The organism is Streptomyces daliensis, assembly GCF_054782395.1.
This window is the reverse complement of record NZ_BAAGSO010000088.1, coordinates 123,640-139,136: the sequence shown is the minus strand read 5'-3', so window position 1 is coordinate 139,136 and position 15,497 is coordinate 123,640. Positions and strand designations below refer to the sequence as shown.

Annotated in this window: 14 protein-coding genes; 7 read left to right on the top strand and 7 right to left on the bottom strand. The window is 73.7% G+C overall.

Annotated features, from left to right (window positions below; translation table 11 throughout):
- Nucleotides 1–42 precede the first annotated feature (42 nt).
- A complete protein-coding gene (locus tag ACYVOO_RS20030) occupies nucleotides 43–723 on the bottom strand; it encodes a class I SAM-dependent methyltransferase (RefSeq protein WP_461017015.1) in 681 nt (226 codons plus the stop codon).
- Nucleotides 724–819: 96 nt separating this feature from the next.
- On the opposite strand from ACYVOO_RS20030, the gene ACYVOO_RS20025 reads away from it, so the two are divergent.
- Entirely contained in the window at nucleotides 820–1,857 is a 1,038-nt protein-coding gene (locus ACYVOO_RS20025) for a phosphotransferase (protein WP_461017014.1), read from the top strand.
- A gap of 53 nt (nucleotides 1,858–1,910) precedes the next feature.
- Here ACYVOO_RS20025 and ACYVOO_RS20020 read toward each other — a convergent pair whose 3' ends face one another.
- Nucleotides 1,911–2,351 carry a nitroreductase family deazaflavin-dependent oxidoreductase gene (locus tag ACYVOO_RS20020; RefSeq protein WP_461017013.1) on the bottom strand — a complete coding sequence of 147 codons (441 nt, stop codon included), beginning with the start codon at nucleotides 2,349–2,351 and terminating at the stop codon, nucleotides 1,911–1,913.
- Nucleotides 2,352–2,752: 401 nt separating this feature from the next.
- Here ACYVOO_RS20020 and ACYVOO_RS20015 point away from each other — a divergent pair, with 401 nt between their 5' ends.
- Nucleotides 2,753–3,259, top strand: a complete 507-nt coding sequence (locus ACYVOO_RS20015; RefSeq protein ID WP_461017012.1) for a MarR family winged helix-turn-helix transcriptional regulator — start codon at nucleotides 2,753–2,755, stop codon at nucleotides 3,257–3,259.
- A gap of 185 nt (nucleotides 3,260–3,444) precedes the next feature.
- On the opposite strand, the gene ACYVOO_RS20010 is transcribed toward ACYVOO_RS20015, so the two are convergent.
- Complete coding sequence (locus tag ACYVOO_RS20010) at nucleotides 3,445–4,704, bottom strand: PP2C family protein-serine/threonine phosphatase (protein WP_461017011.1); 1,260 nt, start codon at nucleotides 4,702–4,704, stop codon at nucleotides 3,445–3,447.
- 520 nt (nucleotides 4,705–5,224) lie between these two features.
- On the opposite strand from ACYVOO_RS20010, the gene ACYVOO_RS20005 reads away from it, so the two are divergent.
- A complete protein-coding gene (locus ACYVOO_RS20005) occupies nucleotides 5,225–5,590 on the top strand; it encodes an ANTAR domain-containing protein (RefSeq protein WP_461017010.1) in 366 nt (121 codons plus the stop codon).
- A gap of 73 nt (nucleotides 5,591–5,663) precedes the next feature.
- Here the strand turns inward: ACYVOO_RS20005 and ACYVOO_RS20000 are convergent, their stop codons facing one another.
- The gene (locus ACYVOO_RS20000; protein WP_461017009.1) at nucleotides 5,664–6,740 is read right to left on the bottom strand and encodes an alpha/beta fold hydrolase; all 1,077 of its coding nucleotides are present in this window, start codon (nucleotides 6,738–6,740) and stop codon (nucleotides 5,664–5,666) included.
- 183 nt (nucleotides 6,741–6,923) lie between these two features.
- Nucleotides 6,924–7,664 carry a class I SAM-dependent DNA methyltransferase gene (locus tag ACYVOO_RS19995; RefSeq protein ID WP_461017008.1) on the bottom strand — a complete coding sequence of 247 codons (741 nt, stop codon included), beginning with the start codon at nucleotides 7,662–7,664 and terminating at the stop codon, nucleotides 6,924–6,926.
- Nucleotides 7,665–7,806: 142 nt separating this feature from the next.
- On the opposite strand from ACYVOO_RS19995, the gene ACYVOO_RS19990 reads away from it, so the two are divergent.
- The 4 genes from ACYVOO_RS19990 to ACYVOO_RS19975 all read left to right on the top strand — a co-directional run bounded on the left by ACYVOO_RS19990 (nucleotide 7,807) and on the right by ACYVOO_RS19975 (nucleotide 12,411).
- Nucleotides 7,807–8,430 carry a TetR/AcrR family transcriptional regulator gene (locus ACYVOO_RS19990; protein ID WP_461017007.1) on the top strand — a complete coding sequence of 208 codons (624 nt, stop codon included), beginning with the start codon at nucleotides 7,807–7,809 and terminating at the stop codon, nucleotides 8,428–8,430.
- A 221-nt stretch (nucleotides 8,431–8,651) separates the two neighbouring features.
- Complete coding sequence (locus ACYVOO_RS19985; RefSeq protein WP_461017006.1) at nucleotides 8,652–9,524, top strand: HalD/BesD family halogenase; 873 nt, start codon at nucleotides 8,652–8,654, stop codon at nucleotides 9,522–9,524.
- A 53-nt stretch (nucleotides 9,525–9,577) separates the two neighbouring features.
- Nucleotides 9,578–10,426 (top strand): class I SAM-dependent methyltransferase, encoded by an 849-nt coding sequence (locus tag ACYVOO_RS19980; RefSeq protein WP_461017005.1) that lies wholly within the window; start codon nucleotides 9,578–9,580, stop codon nucleotides 10,424–10,426.
- A 143-nt stretch (nucleotides 10,427–10,569) separates the two neighbouring features.
- The gene (locus ACYVOO_RS19975; RefSeq protein WP_461017004.1) at nucleotides 10,570–12,411 is read left to right on the top strand and encodes a choline/carnitine O-acyltransferase; all 1,842 of its coding nucleotides are present in this window, start codon (nucleotides 10,570–10,572) and stop codon (nucleotides 12,409–12,411) included.
- A gap of 78 nt (nucleotides 12,412–12,489) precedes the next feature.
- Here the strand turns inward: ACYVOO_RS19975 and ACYVOO_RS19970 are convergent, their stop codons facing one another.
- Complete coding sequence (locus ACYVOO_RS19970; protein WP_461017003.1) at nucleotides 12,490–14,004, bottom strand: nickel transporter; 1,515 nt, start codon at nucleotides 14,002–14,004, stop codon at nucleotides 12,490–12,492.
- Between the two features lie 86 nt (nucleotides 14,005–14,090).
- On the bottom strand, nucleotides 14,091–15,464 hold the full coding sequence (locus tag ACYVOO_RS19965) for a tetratricopeptide repeat protein (protein WP_461017002.1): 1,374 nt from the start codon (nucleotides 15,462–15,464) through the stop codon (nucleotides 14,091–14,093).
- Between the last annotated feature and the right edge of the window lie 33 nt (nucleotides 15,465–15,497).

Sequence of the window (15,497 nt, the reverse complement as noted above, 5' to 3'; positions counted from 1 at the left end):
TCCCGCCCGCCCGGCGGGCACACCCGTACGCGGTGCGGGCGGTCAGCCGCGTGGCCCGTCCTGGCGCATCAGCAGATGGCCCCGGCGGAAGCGCTCCTCCTCGCCCGGCTCGCGCAGCATCCGGCCGATCTCGGTGAAACCGGCGGCACCGGCCAGCGCGGCGAGGTCGTCGACCGGCCACCGGTAGGCCGTCGCCACCTTGTGGTCGAACGGCGTCACAGGCCCGCCCTCCGACTCGAAGAAGGCGAGCAGGAGGTGGCCGCCCGGCGCGAGCACCCGCTGGAACTCGGCGAGGTACGCGGGCATGTCCTCGGGCGGGGCGTGGATGACCGAGTACCAGGACACGATGCCGCCCAACTCGCCGTCGGGCAGGTCCAGTGCGTCCATGGAGCCGACCTCGAACCGCAGGTCCGGGTACGCCTCGCGGGCGAGGCCGATCATCGCGGGCGACAGGTCGACGCCGAAGACGTCCAGCCCGAGGTCCCGCAGGTGCGCGGTCGTCTGCCCGGGGCCGCAGCCCAGCTCGGCGACGCGCCCGGGACCGGTGCCGGAGCCCGTGCCGTTGCCGGGCCCGGTGGCCCGCACCTGCTCGGCGAAGGCGGCCAGCACCGCGCGGTCCAGCGGAAAGCCGTCCAGCGCGTCGCGGGCGAGTTCGGCGTAGAGGGTGGCCACGGCATCGTAGGCGTCGGCCGTCGCATCGAGGTGTGCGGAGGTTTCGGTCACGAGCGAGGAGACTAGAGCGTTCCCCGGCGCGCCCCGCGCCCGGGTGCCCTTCCCCGGACACGCCCTCCACGGCGGCCACTTGCGACACTGTGTCCCGTGATCGCGAAGCCCGGCGCCGGGGACGGCGCGCTCGTACGGCATCTGGAGGATCTCTACGGCCTGGAGGTCTCGGAGGTCGCCTTCCTGAACCTCGGCGCGGACGCCGACGCCGCCGCGTACCGCGTCGTCGCGGACACCGGAGTCCACTTCCTCAAGCTCCGGCGCGGCGGCGTGGACACCTCGAAGGTGGAGTTGCAGGACTTCCTCGCCCGCGCGGGCGCGGCGCGCGTCGTCGCCCCCGTGCCCGACCGCCACGGCAGGCTCGTGACGGATCTCGACGGGCACGCCGCCGTCCTCCAGCCGTTCGTCGAGGGGCGCAGCGGCTTCGAGACGGAGCTGACGCCCGGGCAGTGGACGGAGCTGGGCGCCTCGGTCCGCGCGCTGCACGAGATCGGCGACCTGCCGACGGAGCTGCGTGCGTCGGTCCGTGTCGAGACGTACGGCGGCGAGTGGCGCGAGAAGGTGCGTGCCCGGCTCGCCTCGGGCCCGCCCGAGCAGCTGCCCGACGCGCCAGCGCGGGGTCTGGCGGCGCTGCTCGTGGAGCACCGCCGGCAACTGTCGGGCATCGTCGCGCGCGCCGAGCGGCTGGCGGCGGTGCTGCGCGGCCGGGGGCGGGCGACGGTGCTGTGCCATGGAGATCTGCACGCGGGCAACGTCATGGCCGGGGACGACGGCTCGCTCACCGTCGTCGACTGGGACGACCCCGTGCTGGCGCCCAGGGAGCGCGATCTGATGTTCGTCGGCGGCGGCGTGGGCGGCACCTGGAACCGGGCGGAGGAGTGCGCCGCGTTCTACCGGGGTTACGGCAGGGACGGGACGGACGGGGCGCCCGACCGCGAGACGCTGGCCTACTACCGCCTGGAGCGCATCGTGCAGGACGTCGCCGAGTTCTGCGACGCGCTGCTTCCCGGTGAGGGCAACGACGGCTCGGTGACCGGCGCCGATGACCGGGCTCAGAACCTGCGGCACTTCGCGGGCCAGTTCCGCCCCGGCGACGTCATCGACATCGCGGAACGCACCTACGCGGCACTGTGACGGGGGCGCGGCGCCGGCCCACCCGCACGGTCCAGCGCGGCGCCCCCCGCGATCTAGCCGTCGACGGGCTCCAGGACGAAGACCGGGATCTCGCGGTCCGTCTTGCTCTGGTACTCGGCGTAAGGGGGGAACGCCGCCACCGCGCGGTCCCACCACTCGGCCTTCTCCTCGCCGGTGACCTCGCGGGCGACGTACTCCTTGCGCACCGGACCGTCCTGGAGTTCCACCGTCGGGTGGGACAGCACGTTGTGGTACCAGACCGGGTGCTTCGGCGCGCCGCCCAGGGACGCCACGGCCGCGTAACGCCCGTCGTGCTCCACGCGCATCAGCGGCGTCTTACGGATCTTGCCGGACTTGTTCCCCTTGGTGGTCAGCACGATCACCGGCATTCCGTTCATCGTCGTGCCCTCGGTGCCGCCCGAGCGCTCGTACTGCTCGACCTGGTTCCGTACCCACTCCGTCGGGCTGGGCTCGTACTCGCCGGTCAGTGGCATCCTGCTGGTCCTCTCTCCACGTGTGGACACCGCCCGTCACGGGCGTGTTCAGGCGCCAACAATGCCAGGGCCCGCGCTATTTCACGGGCTTCCGGAACGGCGCGCCCCGTACGCGGCCCAGGCCGGCGCCGGGGCGGGCCGATCATCCGGAGGCACCGGGAGGCACCGGGAGGCACCGGGAGGCACCCGGAATGACATCGCCCAGGGCGGGAACAAGCCGGGGGGCAAGGATAGGGTTGCCGCGTGGCGGACGCCTCAGTGTGCCGGTGGCCATCTCGCGCATCCGGGGCAGCAGCACCTCCGCGCGACGCGCGCCCTGTCCGCTTCCCGGGAACGCAAGCGAGCAGGCAAGCGCGGACCCCCCGCCCGGGGCCGCGCCGCCGAGATGGAGTGTCACTGTCATGGGCGCGAACCGCACACCCCCCGGCCATGACCCGCACGAGACCGCCCAGACGGCCACCGAGGTCATCGAGCTGCTGGAAGTGCTGTGGGAACGCGGCAAGGAGGCCGCGTCCACCGCGCCGGTCTCCGCCTCGCAGCTCCGGGTCATGCACTGCATCGACCGGGACGAGGGCATCAACCTGCGCACGCTCGGCGAGGCACTGGGCGCCGCGTCCTCCTCCGTCAGCCGGCTGTGCGACAGGCTCGAAGCGCTCGGTTTCGTGGAGCGGCTCCCCAGCCCCACCAGCAGGCGCGAACTGGAGCTGCACCTCACAGGGCACGGCAAGGCATATCTGAGAAGGCTGCGGAGCCAGCGCGAGGACGCCCTGCTGGCCGTCCTCTCCTCGATGCGCCCGAAGGATCGTGAAGCACTGCTCAAGGGGCTCAGGAGCTTTCGCGGGGCGGTGGATTCCTCGCTCCCAAAATCACGTCCCGCGAGCGGTGACAGCGCCGTCAGACCCGCCTGACCACCTCGGCCCTCTCTCCCTCGCTCCACGCACACCCGGCTGCGCACGGTCCGCGCACGCCCACGGGACACCTTCCGCGCCCGCGCACCCCGGCACACCGCAGAGTACCGGGACACGATCCAATTGTTGTCATGCGTGGACAGTTGTCAAGCGGCAAGTGTCTTGGGGCGGCCCGCAGTTCGGGCTCACCCCTCCGGTGACGACCGCACCCGGGCCGCCGCCCCGTCCTCCTCGCGTCCGTCCCGCCCATCCCGCCCGTCGTGCCCGTCCCGTCCGTGCCAGTCGAGACAGACCACGAGGGCGTCGTCGTGCACCGGAGAGTTCTCCCGGTACTCCCCCAGCTCGCGGAGCACCGCGCGAGGGACCTGCGCAGCGGGCAGCAGCCTGGTGGCCATGAGCGTGCGGCCGAGTGCGCGTTCGCCGTACGACTCGCCCGCGGCGGACGAGGTGTCGTAGACCCCGTCGCTCCCGATGAGCAGCCGGTCGCCGGGACGCACACGGAAGCGCTCGGACACGTACCGCGTGTCCTCGAACATGCCCAGCGGGAGCTGCGCCTCGCAGGGCAGGAACTCCACACCGTCGCGCAGCCGCCAGATGCGCGGCGAACCGGCGTCGATCGCCTCCACCTCCCCCGTCGCCAGGTCGAAGCGCAGCAGCAGCACGGACAGATGGGCGGTCCCCTGGTACTGCGCGTAGATCGCCTGGTCGGCGAGGACGGCCTGGCCCGCGAGGTCGAGACCGGCGCGCCGGGCGTTGCGCAGTGCGTTGACCCCGAGGTTGGTGAGCAGTGAGGCGTCCATCCCCTCGTTCATGCCGTTGACGACGAAGAGGGTCAGGTGGTCGGCGGTGACGGCCCAGTCGAAGCTGTCGCCGAAGATCGCGTAGGCGGGTTCCAGGTGCGCCCCGAGCGCGAACTCGGGCCGCACGCAGGAGCGCCCCGGCAGGAGCTGCCACTGCATCTCGGCGGCGAGGGTGAGCCGCGCGGTGCGGCGCGCGAGCAGGTACAGATCGGTGTCTCGCTCGGCCACCAGGACCTCGTGCCCGAGCGCCTCGCAGATGTACTCCAGGCCGCTCAGCAGCTCCTTGCCGCACTCCTCCTCGGGGAGGGTGACGGAGAGCACGCCCATCCGGTCCCCCCGGATGGTCACCGGGAGATGCGCCGTGACGCGCCCGCCCCGCGCTTCGGGCACGAGCACCGGCTCCTGGGCGCCGAAGGCCCGGCCCTGGGGGGTGTTCCACGCGGACACGGGCGCGGGTGCCGCGCCGGGTGCCGGGGCGGCGCCGGAAGCACCCACCGCCTGGAGCGTGGTCAGCCCGTAGTCGATCATGCGCAGTTCGACGCCGGATGCGCCGTAGTGCGCCCGCAGCGCGTCCGCGATGACCTCCGGCAGCGTGTCCGGCTGCGCGGTGCGCAGTGCCCGTTCGACGGCGAAGAGTTTGTCCACCACGTCTCCCAGTTCTCGTGCAGTCCTCGTCGCCCACGCGACCGTCGTCGGACGGGCCGGCACACGCCACCGGCGGCGCCACCGCGAAACGGCCAGCTAACCACGTCGCGCCCGCCTTCCCCGGCGTACCCCGGCAGGCCGTCGCCGCTCCGGGCCCGGCCGTACCACCGCACGCCCGTCCGGCGCCCCGCTCGCGCTTCCGGGCCCCCGGCGTAGGGCGGATCACACGTGTGCGGTGGAATGCACAGGGCAGAGAAAACATGCCGCCCGACAACAATTGCCCTCTGGAGACCATCGTGGACCACCACGTCACCCCGGCCTTCGGCACCCGGACCCGGCGTGCCGGTGCCCCGGCGCGCGGCGTCTCCGGCGAGGCCGAGTGGACGAGATCCAGGTGAACAGCGCTTATACCTCTTGCGGCGACGAATCGGGGGACACGGCCGCGGACACGCGGGATACGCAGGACGCGCGGGAAACGTGCGACGTACGGGAAACGCCGGATGCGCGGGAGACGCCGGACGTGCGGGGAGTTCCGCGCGACGAGTTGGTCGGCGAACTACGGAAGGAGGTCAGGCAGTTGCGGCAGGCCATGGAGACACGGCCCGTCATCGATCAGGCGTGCGGCATCATGATGGCCTCCTGGCGGTGCGACGCGGACACCGCCTGGGAGATCCTGGTGGACACTTCCCAGCGCACCAACACCAAGCTCCACGCCGTCGCGGCGCTGGTGGTCGACAGCACCCACACCCGCCCCATGCCCTCCTGGCTGCGCAGCGCGCTGCTGGTCTCCCACGGCCGGGTCACGGGCACCGCGGGGAGCGAGGACGGCGGCGGGCCCGGTGACGCGGACGGGGGCGACGGCCGAGGAAGTGGAGGCAGCGGCTGAGGCCGGGTGGCCAGGGGCGCCGGGCGCTCTCCTCCGAGAGCCCCCGCGGCGCCCCTGGCCATCCGGCCCCCGGCTACTCGGCGCCCGTGCCCGGGGAGCCGGGCAGGACCTGGAGCCAGTCCGTGAGGAGGGCGTTGACCTCCTCGGGGCGCTCCTGCTGGACCCAGTGCCCGCAGCCTTCGAGCAGGTGCGAGGAGAACAGCCCGGGCAGGGTGGCCGGGTACGCGGCGATCGCGTCGGACATCCAGGTGGTGGAGGCGTCCAGGGCGCCGCCGATGAACAGGGAGGGCTGGGTGACCGGCTGCCCGTGCCAGGCGGCGAGGTCCGCCCAGTCCCGGTCGACGTTGCGGTAGCGGTTGAGCGCCCCGGTCAGTCCGGTGCGCTCGAACTCCTCCGCGTAGACGTCGAGATCGGCCTCGGACAGCCAGCCGGGCAGGGGCCCGGCCGGGAAGCGGTCGGAGAGGCGACCGCCGGGCGGGACGAAGAAGACGTGTCCCCCGCTGTCCCCGCTCTCGCCGGACGGCATCGTGTCGCCGGAGACCGCGGCGTAGAAGCCCGCCAGCCACGCGCGCACGTCGGGCTCGGCCTCCGCCTCGGCGCGGCCCGGCTCCTGGAAGTAGCTGACGTAGAACTCCTCGTCCCCGCCGATCGCCGCGAAGGTGCTCGTCGGCCGGGGCCCGCCGGGCGGTGAGTAGGGGACGCTGAGCAGGCCGACGGCGGTGAACACGTCCGGGCGCAGCAGCGCCGAGTGGGCGGCGATGGGCGAGCCCCAGTCGTGGCCGATGATCGTCGCGGTCTCCTCGCCGAGGGCGTGCACGACACCGACGTTGTCGGCGACGTGGGCCAGCATCCGGTACGCGTCCACCGCTTCGGGCCTGGAGGAGCGGCCGTAGCCGCGTACGTCGATGGCGACCGCGTGGAAGCCCGCGGCGGCGAGCGCCGGAAGCTGGTGGCGCCACGAGTACCACGACTCGGGGAAGCCGTGTACCAGCAGGACCAGGGGCCCCGTGCCCGCCTCGACGAGGTGGATACGGCCTCCCCGCACGTCCACCAGCCGGTGCCGTGCCTCCGGCACCAGGGTGCTGGGGCGTGTGCGGGCTTCGGCGCGGGGCGTGGGCGGGCTGGCGGGCGGGTCGGTGGGCTGCGGCATCCGTACTCCCTGTGGGCTGGCCCGGCACTCGGGCACCTGGTGGCGACGGTCCTCCGCGACCGCCCGCCACGTCACATCACGTCACGATCATGGGGGGCCGTTGCGGCGCGGGCGAGCCGCGTTGCCGAAACGGCAACGAAACTCGCGCCTGCGCGTGGGACCGCGCGCGTCGGACCGCGCGCGTCAGCGCCTCGGACCGAGCGTCCGTCGGCCCGGTCTCCGCCGGGCGACCACGAGCCGCCAGCGGGGGCTGCCGTCGGGGCGGCGGCCGAACTCCTCCATCGGCAGCAGTTCCACGGCGAAGCCCGCGCGCGCCAGGTCCTCCCTCACCCCTTGAAGGGGAAAGGTCCGGTAGTACATGACGAAGGGCGGGCGCCACAGCGCGTTGCGCACGCGCATGGCCACGTCGAACCCGAGGAGCGTCCAGTACAGGGGAGAGCGCGGCGGCGGAGGCGCGCCGAGGGGGAAGGCGAAGACGCCGCCCGGGCGCAGCGCCGCGTGGACCTGGGCGAAGAGGCCGGGGCGCTCCGAGGGCAGGAAGTGGCCGAAGGCGCCGAAGCTCACCGCGAGGTCGAACGCCCCGGCGAAGGGGAGGGCGCGCGCGTCGGCCCGTACCCAGTGCGCGGCGGGGTCGGCCTCGCGCGCCGCCGCCAGCATTCCGGCGCTCAGATCGACGCCGGTGACCTGCCCGTGGCACAGGGGCCGCAGCGTGCGCAGGCCCGCGCCCGTGCCGCAGCACACGTCGAGGCCGGAGCCGAAGGGGCCCAGCGGGCGCAGCGTCTCGGTGATCGCGTCGAGGACGCGCGCGGGCGTACGGAACGGGGTGTGGTCGAACTTCGGGGCGAGGAGGTCGTATCCCCGCTCGACGGAGGAAAGTGCCTGCACCGTCAGTTCGCGGAAGGTGGGGCCCTGGGGTGTGAACACCGGGCCAGGATAGGTCTGGACAGGAGTTGGCCACGCGCCTAAATTGTTGGCCGGTCGGCCAGAAATTTTGGCCGCGGGTTTCGGAGGACTGCGCGGGCCGGAGAATCGGTGTTCCCGGGAGGCGGGGAGGAGGAGCGAGCAGGTGAAGGGCCCGAGGACGGAGCGCTCGTTCATCGAGAAGGCGCGCCGTGCGCAGATCATCGAGGCCGCCGTCGAGGTCATTGCGGAACGGGGGTACGCAATGGCGTCGCTGGCGCGGATCGCCCAGCACGCCGGGATCAGCAAGGGCGTCATCTCGTACCACTTCGCCGGCAAGGACGAGCTGATCGAGCGGCTCGTGGAGCAGGTGTACGGGGAGATCGGTGCCTTCATCGGGCCCCGGCGGGACGGCCGGGCCGAGGCCGCCGCACGGCTGCGCATGCACATCGAGTCACTGGCGGAGTACATGCGCGGCCACCGGGCCCGGCACATCGCGCTCATCGAGATCTTCGGCAGCTTCCGCACCGGGGACGGGGCGCTGTACTACGGCGTCGAGAGGGCCGAGCCCGTCTACTCCACGCTGGAGGAGATCTTCCGCGACGGCCAGCGGTCCGGCGAGTTCCGGGACTTCGACGTGCGGGTCATGGCCGTCAGCCTCCAGTCGGCCATCGACGGCATGTTCGCGTACTGGAGGGCTCACCCGGACGTGGATCTGACGGCCTACGCGGGCGAGCTGGCCGACCTCTTCGCGCACGCCACCCGCGCCGGGGACCCGACGGGCCGCTGAGCACACCCCGCCCGCGCCTCTCTCCGCGCACAGCGAAGAAGCCCTCCGTGTCATCACACGTGCGACGTGTGACGTGTCACAGACAACGGGTCGGCGTTATGGAAGCGTCAACTGCGTTACCGCTCAGTAGAGTTGCCGGTGATCCGAGGGCGGGCCCGCGCGGGCGCACGGCTCGGCGCTGTCGGCTCGGGGGCGACGGGCCGCACGCGGAGAGGGATCGGATGAGCACTTCGGAGCAGCAGCGAACGCTCGACCACCTGGTCGACACCGCCCGCTACCCCCTGTCGGAACCCGAGAGCCCCGGTGCGCGGGCCGTGGTCGACCGTGCCCGGCGCGAACTGCTGGACGTCGGCTGCACCGTACTGCCCGACTTCATCCGCCCGTCGCTGCGCGAGATCCTGCGGCAGGACTGCGCGGCCATCGCACCCCGCGCGCACTACGACGTCGAGACGGTCAACGTCTACAACACGGCCGCCGACCCCTCCCTCCCCGCCGACCACCCCGGGCACATGTCCTTCGACAGGGGCAACGCGTTCGTCCCCCGCGACCGCATCCCCGACGAGGCGCTCGTCAGCCGCCTCTACTCCCACGAGCTGTTCAAGGACTTCCTCGCGCGCTGCTTCGAGCTGGAGCGGCTGCACGAGCTGGCCGACCCGCTCTCGGGCCTGGTGGTCAACGTCGTCGCGCCCGGCATGGAGCACCCGTGGCACTTCGACACCAACGAGTTCACCGTCAGCATGCTCACCCAGGAGGCGCGGACGGGCGGGGTCTTCGAATACTGCCCCGGCATCAGGTCGGCGCGGGACGAGCACTTCGACGATGTCAGGGACGTGCTGACCGGGCGGGGCGAACGGCTCGTCAGGCGGCTGCGGCTGCGCCCCGGCGACCTTCAGCTCTTCATGGGCCGCTACTCCCTGCACCGGGTGAGCCCCGTGCGGGGCGACACGGCGCGCCACTCGGCGATCTTCGCGTACAGCGAGCGCCCTGGCGTGATCGGGAGCGTGTCCCGCACCCGTCAGCTCTTCGGCCGGGTGCTGCCCGAGCATCTGGAGGCCGAGGGCAGGGCCGTGCGGGGTGACCGGCTGCTCGACTAGGACGGCGGGCCCCGCCCACCGTATGCGACGGAATCCTCGGAGGAGTAAGCCCCGTGCGCTTTGACGCCACCGGAAAAGTCTCGCTCGACCACATCTACAACCGCCCCGATCCGCGCGCCTACTTCGGCTCGCTGCGCCGTCTCGACTACTGCGTCCCCCAGCAGGCCAAGCCCTACTTCGCGAAGCTCATCAAGGAGTACCGCGACTCGCAGCACGTCGCCGTGCCCCAGATCCTGGACATCGGCTGCTCGTACGGTGTGAACGCGGCGCTGCTCACCTACGACATGACCATGGACGAGCTGTACGCGCGCTACGGCGGCGGCTCCGAGGACGGCATCGACGCGGACGCGCGGCGGGAGCCGGATGCGGAGGCCGACGGCTCCCGCGCGGCGCTGCTCGCCCGGGACAGGGAGCTGACGAGGTCCCGTCGCCCCGCGCACGCGCCCCGCTTCGTCGGCCTCGACACCTCGGGCAACGCCCTCGCGTACGCGAGGGAGGCGGGCTACCTCGACGACGCGGTGCACGCCGACCTGGAGCGGCACGACCCCACGCCGCGGCAGCGCGCCCAGCTCGCGGGAACGGACCTGGTGATCTCCACCGGCTGCCTCGGCTACGTCACCGAGCGGACGCTGACCCGCGTCGTGCGGAGCCTGGAGGGCCGCAGGCCGTGGATGGCGCACTTCGTCCTGCGGATGTTCCCCTTCTCCCCCGTCGAACGCGCGCTGGACGGACTGGGCTACCGGACCGAGCGCGTCGAAGGGGTCTTCAAGCAGCGGATGTTCGCCTCCCCCGAGGAACAGGCGCAGATGCTGGAGACGATGTCGGCTGCCGGTGTGGACGCCAGGGGCCTGGAGACGGACGGCTGGCTGTACGCGCAGCTCCATGTCTCCCGGCCCGTGTGAACGTCCGCGCCCCGAACGGGGAAGGCTCAGGCCCGGAGGCCGCCCCCGTGAAGCCCACGCCTCATGCCCCGCGTGCCACGACCACCGGAAACGCAAAAAACGTAGAAACGCAGAAACGCAGAAACGCAGAAACGAGAGCCGAATTGAAGACCAGTCAGGAAACAGCCGTCCCGGCGACCTTCGCGAAGGAGGACACGCTGCCGCGCGTACCGCTGCCCACTCTGGAGGCGAGCTGCGAGCGGTTCCTCGCCTGGTGCGCGCCGCTGCTCTCCGCCGACCAGCGTGCGGCGACCGAGGCCGAGGTGGACGCCTTCCTCAGCGCCGACGGGCCGGGGCGGGTGCTGCATGCCGCGCTGGAGGAGTACGACGCGCGCGAGGACACGCACAGTTGGCTCGACACCTTCTGGCCGTACCGCTATCTGGGCCGCAGGGACCGGATCGCGCTCAACGCCAACTTCTTCTTCCTCTTCCAGGACTCCGGGCAGCCCCAGTTGGAGCGCGCCGCCGGGCTCGTCGCGGGCGCCGTCGGCTACAAGCGGCAGGTGGACGAGGGGCTCATCGAGCCGGTGGTGCAGCGCGGGCAGCCCCAGTCCATGGAGCAGATCAAGTACCTGTTCTCCAGCACCCGCATCCCCGGCGCCGAGCAGGACACCTCCCGCACCCCCTACTCCGCCGAGTGGCCCGGCCCCTCCGAGGCACGGCACATCGTCGTGTTCTTCCGGGGCCGCATGTTCCGGCTGGACGTGCTCGGCGCCGACGGTGTGCCGCACAGCCTCGACGATCTGACGGCCGGACTGCGCGCCGTCACGGAGGCGGGAACCGGCACGGAGGCGGGGAAGGACGCGGGCGGCGCTGACGCGCCCGTCGGACACCTCACCACGATGGCCCGCGCGGAGTGGGCCGCCGCCCGCGCGTCGCTGCTCGCCTGCCATCCGCGCAACGCGGACGCGCTGGAGGACATCGAGACCGCGCTGTTCTGCCTCTGCCTGGAGGACTTCGCGCCCGCGGACGTCCAGGAGGCGTGCGACGAGCTGCTGTACGGGGACCGCGGCAACCGCTGGTTCGACAAGGCGCTCTCGCTGATCGTGTTCGCCGACGGGCGCGCGGGCATCAACGTCGAGCACTGCGAGCTGGACGGCACCACCATCCTCGGCTTCGTCGACACGCTGCTGAGCAGCCCCGCCGAGGAGCAGTCCCGCCGCTCGGGCGCCCGCACGCAGGGCGCGCCGACGCCGCGGCCGCTCGTGTTCACGCTCGACGAGGAGCTGCGGACGCGGGTGCGGGATGCGGCCGGCGCTTTCGCGGACTACGGCGCGGCCACCGCGACCCGGTGCGTCTCCTTCGAGGACTTCGGCGGCAACACGGCCAAGGCCCTGGGCGTCTCGCCCGACGCGTTCGTCCAGATCGCCTACCAGCTCGCGCACCAGCGCGCCAAGGGGCACCTGGGCGCTACGTACGAGTCGATCGCGACCCGCCAGTACCGGCACGGGCGGACGGAGGCGATGCGCGTCATCACCCCCGAGATGACCGCCTTCGTGGCGACGGTGGAGGACCCCGCGACGGACGCGGGCACCCGGCGCGCCGCGTTCCGCGCCGCCGCCGAGGCGCATGTGCGGCGGGCCAAGGAGTGCCAGGCCGTCGAGGCGCCCGAGCAGCACCTGTGGGAGCTGGAGCTGATCCAGCGGCGGCGCGGCGCCGAGCTGGGGGTGACGGAGCAGCCCACCCTGTTCCGGACGCCGGGCTGGCTGACGATGCGGGACGACTATCTGAGCACCAGCTCGGCGCCGTCCACCCACATCCAGTTCTTCGGCTTCGGCTCGACCAGCAGCCGCTGCATCGGCGTCGCCTACGTGCTGCTGCCCGAGCGCTTCAACCTCTACCTGAGCACGCCGCGCGCGGTGGCGGGCCCGATGGAAACCTTCGCCGAGTGCCTGGGCGACGTGCTGACGGAGCTGCGGGAGCTGCTGGCGTCCGAGGCCGGGTAGCGCCGCTCGGGGCTCGGACCGGGTGTGCCGCCGGGGCTGTGGTGACGGCCCCGGCGGGGCGCCTTGTGACGGGGCGCCCTACGCGACGGCCGCGAGTCCCCGCAGGGTGAGGAAGGCGCCGAGCAGGACGACCAGTGCGGCGGTGCCCGTGGGCGCCCTGCGGTGGAGCACGCCGAAGAGGCGCTCGTAGCGCGGCGCGGCGGACATGAGGCGTCGGCCCAGCCGGGCACCCGCGCGCACCAGGACCACGGCGACGGCCACGAGGGTGAGGGCGAGGCCCACTCCGTAGGCGGTCACCAGCAGCACCCCGAACCAGAGCTGGCCCAGCGCGCTGGACCCGACCAGCACGAGCACGGCCGACGGGCTGGGCACCAATCCCCCGGCGAACCCCAGGAGCAGCGTGTCCCTGGTGCGCGGCCCGTGCGGGTGGGTGTGGGCGTGGTGGTGGCCCTGGTGTCCGTGGCCATGGATGTGGGCGTGGGCGTGGCCGTGGGCGCCGTGTGCCGTGAGCGCGCGGCGGAGCAGTGCCGTCCCCGCCAGCGCGACGAGCACCCCGCTCAGCACCGTCAGCCAGGGCAGCGCGGACGGGGTGACCCGGGAGCCGCCGACGACGAGCAGCCCGAGGATCAGCACCCCTGCCGTGTGGGTCACCGTCACGGCGGCCCCGATGTGCAGCACATCGGGCAGCGAGCGGCGCCGCCCGCCCGCCACGTAGGCGGCCATCACGGTCTTGCCGTGCCCCGGTGCGAGCGCGTGCGCCGCGCCGAGCACCATGGCGAGGAGGCACGCGACGAGGCCGAAGCCGAGGGTGAGCCGGTGGCCGCCGACGAGGTCCGTGAACCGCTGGGTGAGCCCGTCGGCGTCCCGTGCCAGCGCGCGAGCGCCCAAGGCGCCGTCCTCCCCCGCGTCCGTGCCCGTGCCCGTGCCTTCCAGTGCCGGTCCCCCGCGACGGACGCCGAGCGCGGCGGTGCGCTGCCGCAACGGGTCCGTGAGGGTGCCGTCGGGGTAACGGGTCAGCCGGGCCGAGGCCGAGCGCGCCGGGGTTCCGTTCCGCTCCAGCCGGGTACGGTCCCCGCGCGCCGTGATCTCGCGCCAGCCAGGCCCCGCTTCGCCGACGGCGGTGGCGCCGGTGAAGCGCAGCGCCGTGGCGTCCGTCGCGCCCTCCCCCGCGAGCGTCAGGGGCGCTGTCAGCAGGCACTCCAGGCGCAGGGTGTGCAGCCCCGCCTCGCCGGGGCGCCGCAGGGCCCGCGCCCGGTCGCCGCGCGAGGCGAACTCCAGGGCACGGGCGTCGACGGTAGTTCGGGTCCGGCGCGCCGCGCGCTCGCACATCCGGCGCGCCCAGCGGCCGCGCTCGACGGCGCTGGACCGGCCGTCGCCGTCCTCGTCGATCCGGGGTTCCGCCTGTGCGGCCGGGATCTCGGCCAGGTCCTCGACGTGGTCGACGCGCAGGTGCCGGGGCGAGACGGTCAGGCCGTCGTATCCGTTGACCGTGAAGTTGCCCAGCGGGTGCGCGGCGGCGGGCGGAGCGGCCACGAGGGCGAGCCCGGCCGCCGCCAGCAGCAGCGCGAGCAGCGTCGCCGCCCGCCGACGCACGGTGCGACGGTGCACACCGGTACATCCCGCACTCCGTGTGGCCGGGGACTCGTCCCGCCGGGCCGGGGGCGATGTCCGTGGCGACGTCACCGGGCCGCCTCCGCCCGCTCCGTGAGGACCTCGCGGGCCTTCGGCGTCAGCGCCGTCCGGAGGCGGAGCGCGGTGCGGCGGTGGGTACGGGCCTGCGCGCCGTCGCCGAGTGCGTGGGCGATCTCGGAGCGGTGGTAGTGGAACATCGCGTTGCGGTAGCCGCCGTCGGTGAGGCCGTCCGTGGCCAGCCGGGCGAGGCGCAGCGCCCGCGCGTCGTGCCCCTGCCGGTGCAGCGCCCAGGCGAGCGCGTCGGCGGTGTGCACGGTGTGGCGGCGGTCCCAGGCGGCACGCGCCGCGCGCAGCGCCACGGCGCCGTCACCGTGGTCTGCGGCCACCAGCGCGGTGTCCAGGTCCGTGTCCACGCGGTGGGCGCGGGCCGCCTTCGTCCAGGCGCCGAGCAGCGCGTACTGCTCCTTCGCGCGGTCCTTCCTGCCGCGTGCCTCGTACAGTTCGCCGAGCAGCGCGAGATGCGCGGGCAGCGGCTGCCGCGCGGCGACGGCGCGCACGTCACGTACCGCCGCCGCCGGCTTGCCCTCGGCCGCCCTGACCTGGCCCCTGCCGAGCAGCGCGGGAAGGTGTCCCGGGTCGGCGCGCAGCGCGGTGGCGTAGTGGCGCAGTGCGGCGTCCGCGCGGCCCTCGGCGCGGTCGAGTTCGGCGAGCGCGGTCGCCACCTGGGCGAGGTCGCCAGGGGAGGCGGCGGAGTCCAGCGCCCGCTCCAGCACGCGCCGGGCCCCGGCGCGCTCGCCGCGCAGCTCGCGCACATAGGCGAGCCGGGTGAAGACGGGGATGCCGGGGCGGCGGGCGTCGGCCTGGAGGGCCGCGTCGTGGGCTGCCCCGTACCGCCCCAGCTCGACGAGCGCGTCGACGCGGACGGCCAGCGCGAGTTCGCCGTACGGATTGACCGTCAGTGCCTCGCGGGCGAGGCGCAGCGCGGAGCGGAAGTCGTGCCGTGCGGCGGCGAGCGCGGCCTGTCCGGCCAGGGCCGCGTCGTTGCCGTCGGCGGACCGTAGAGAGAGGGAGCGGGCCAGGGCGCGCTGGGCGCGGGTGCAGTAGCCGGGCTCTGCCGTGCGGCGGGCCTGTTCGACGTAGCCGGTGCCGAGCGCCGCCCAGGCCGCCGCGTCGCGCGGCTGGGCGCGCAGGTGCCGCCGCAGTCCGGTGAGCCGACGCTCCAGACCGGCGCTGGTCAGGGGCGCGAAGGCGGGCGGCGCTGCGGGGCCGCGCAGGGCGGGGCCGTCGGCCGCCGGGGTGTCCTGGCCGCCCGGACCGCCTGGCACGCCCGGCACGGGGAAGCTGGTGAACCAGGCCGCCGCGGTCAGCAGCAGGGCCGTCACCACGACGATCAGCGCGCCGCGCGGGCCGCGTGTCCGCATGGCGTCCCTCCTCGCTGTACGGCCGTACGAGCG

Excerpts from the sequence above, each read along its gene's own strand:
- ACYVOO_RS20020 (WP_461017013.1), bottom strand. The coding sequence starts at position 2,351 with ATGCCACTGACCGGCGAGTACGAGCCCAGCCCGACGGAGTGGGTACGG.
- ACYVOO_RS20015 (WP_461017012.1), top strand. The coding sequence starts at position 2,753 with ATGGGCGCGAACCGCACACCCCCCGGCCATGACCCGCACGAGACCGCC.
- ACYVOO_RS19965 (WP_461017002.1), bottom strand. The coding sequence starts at position 15,464 with ATGCGGACACGCGGCCCGCGCGGCGCGCTGATCGTCGTGGTGACGGCC.
- ACYVOO_RS19985 (WP_461017006.1), top strand. The coding sequence starts at position 8,652 with ATGAGCACTTCGGAGCAGCAGCGAACGCTCGACCACCTGGTCGACACC.
- ACYVOO_RS20000 (WP_461017009.1), bottom strand. The coding sequence starts at position 6,740 with ATGCCGCAGCCCACCGACCCGCCCGCCAGCCCGCCCACGCCCCGCGCC.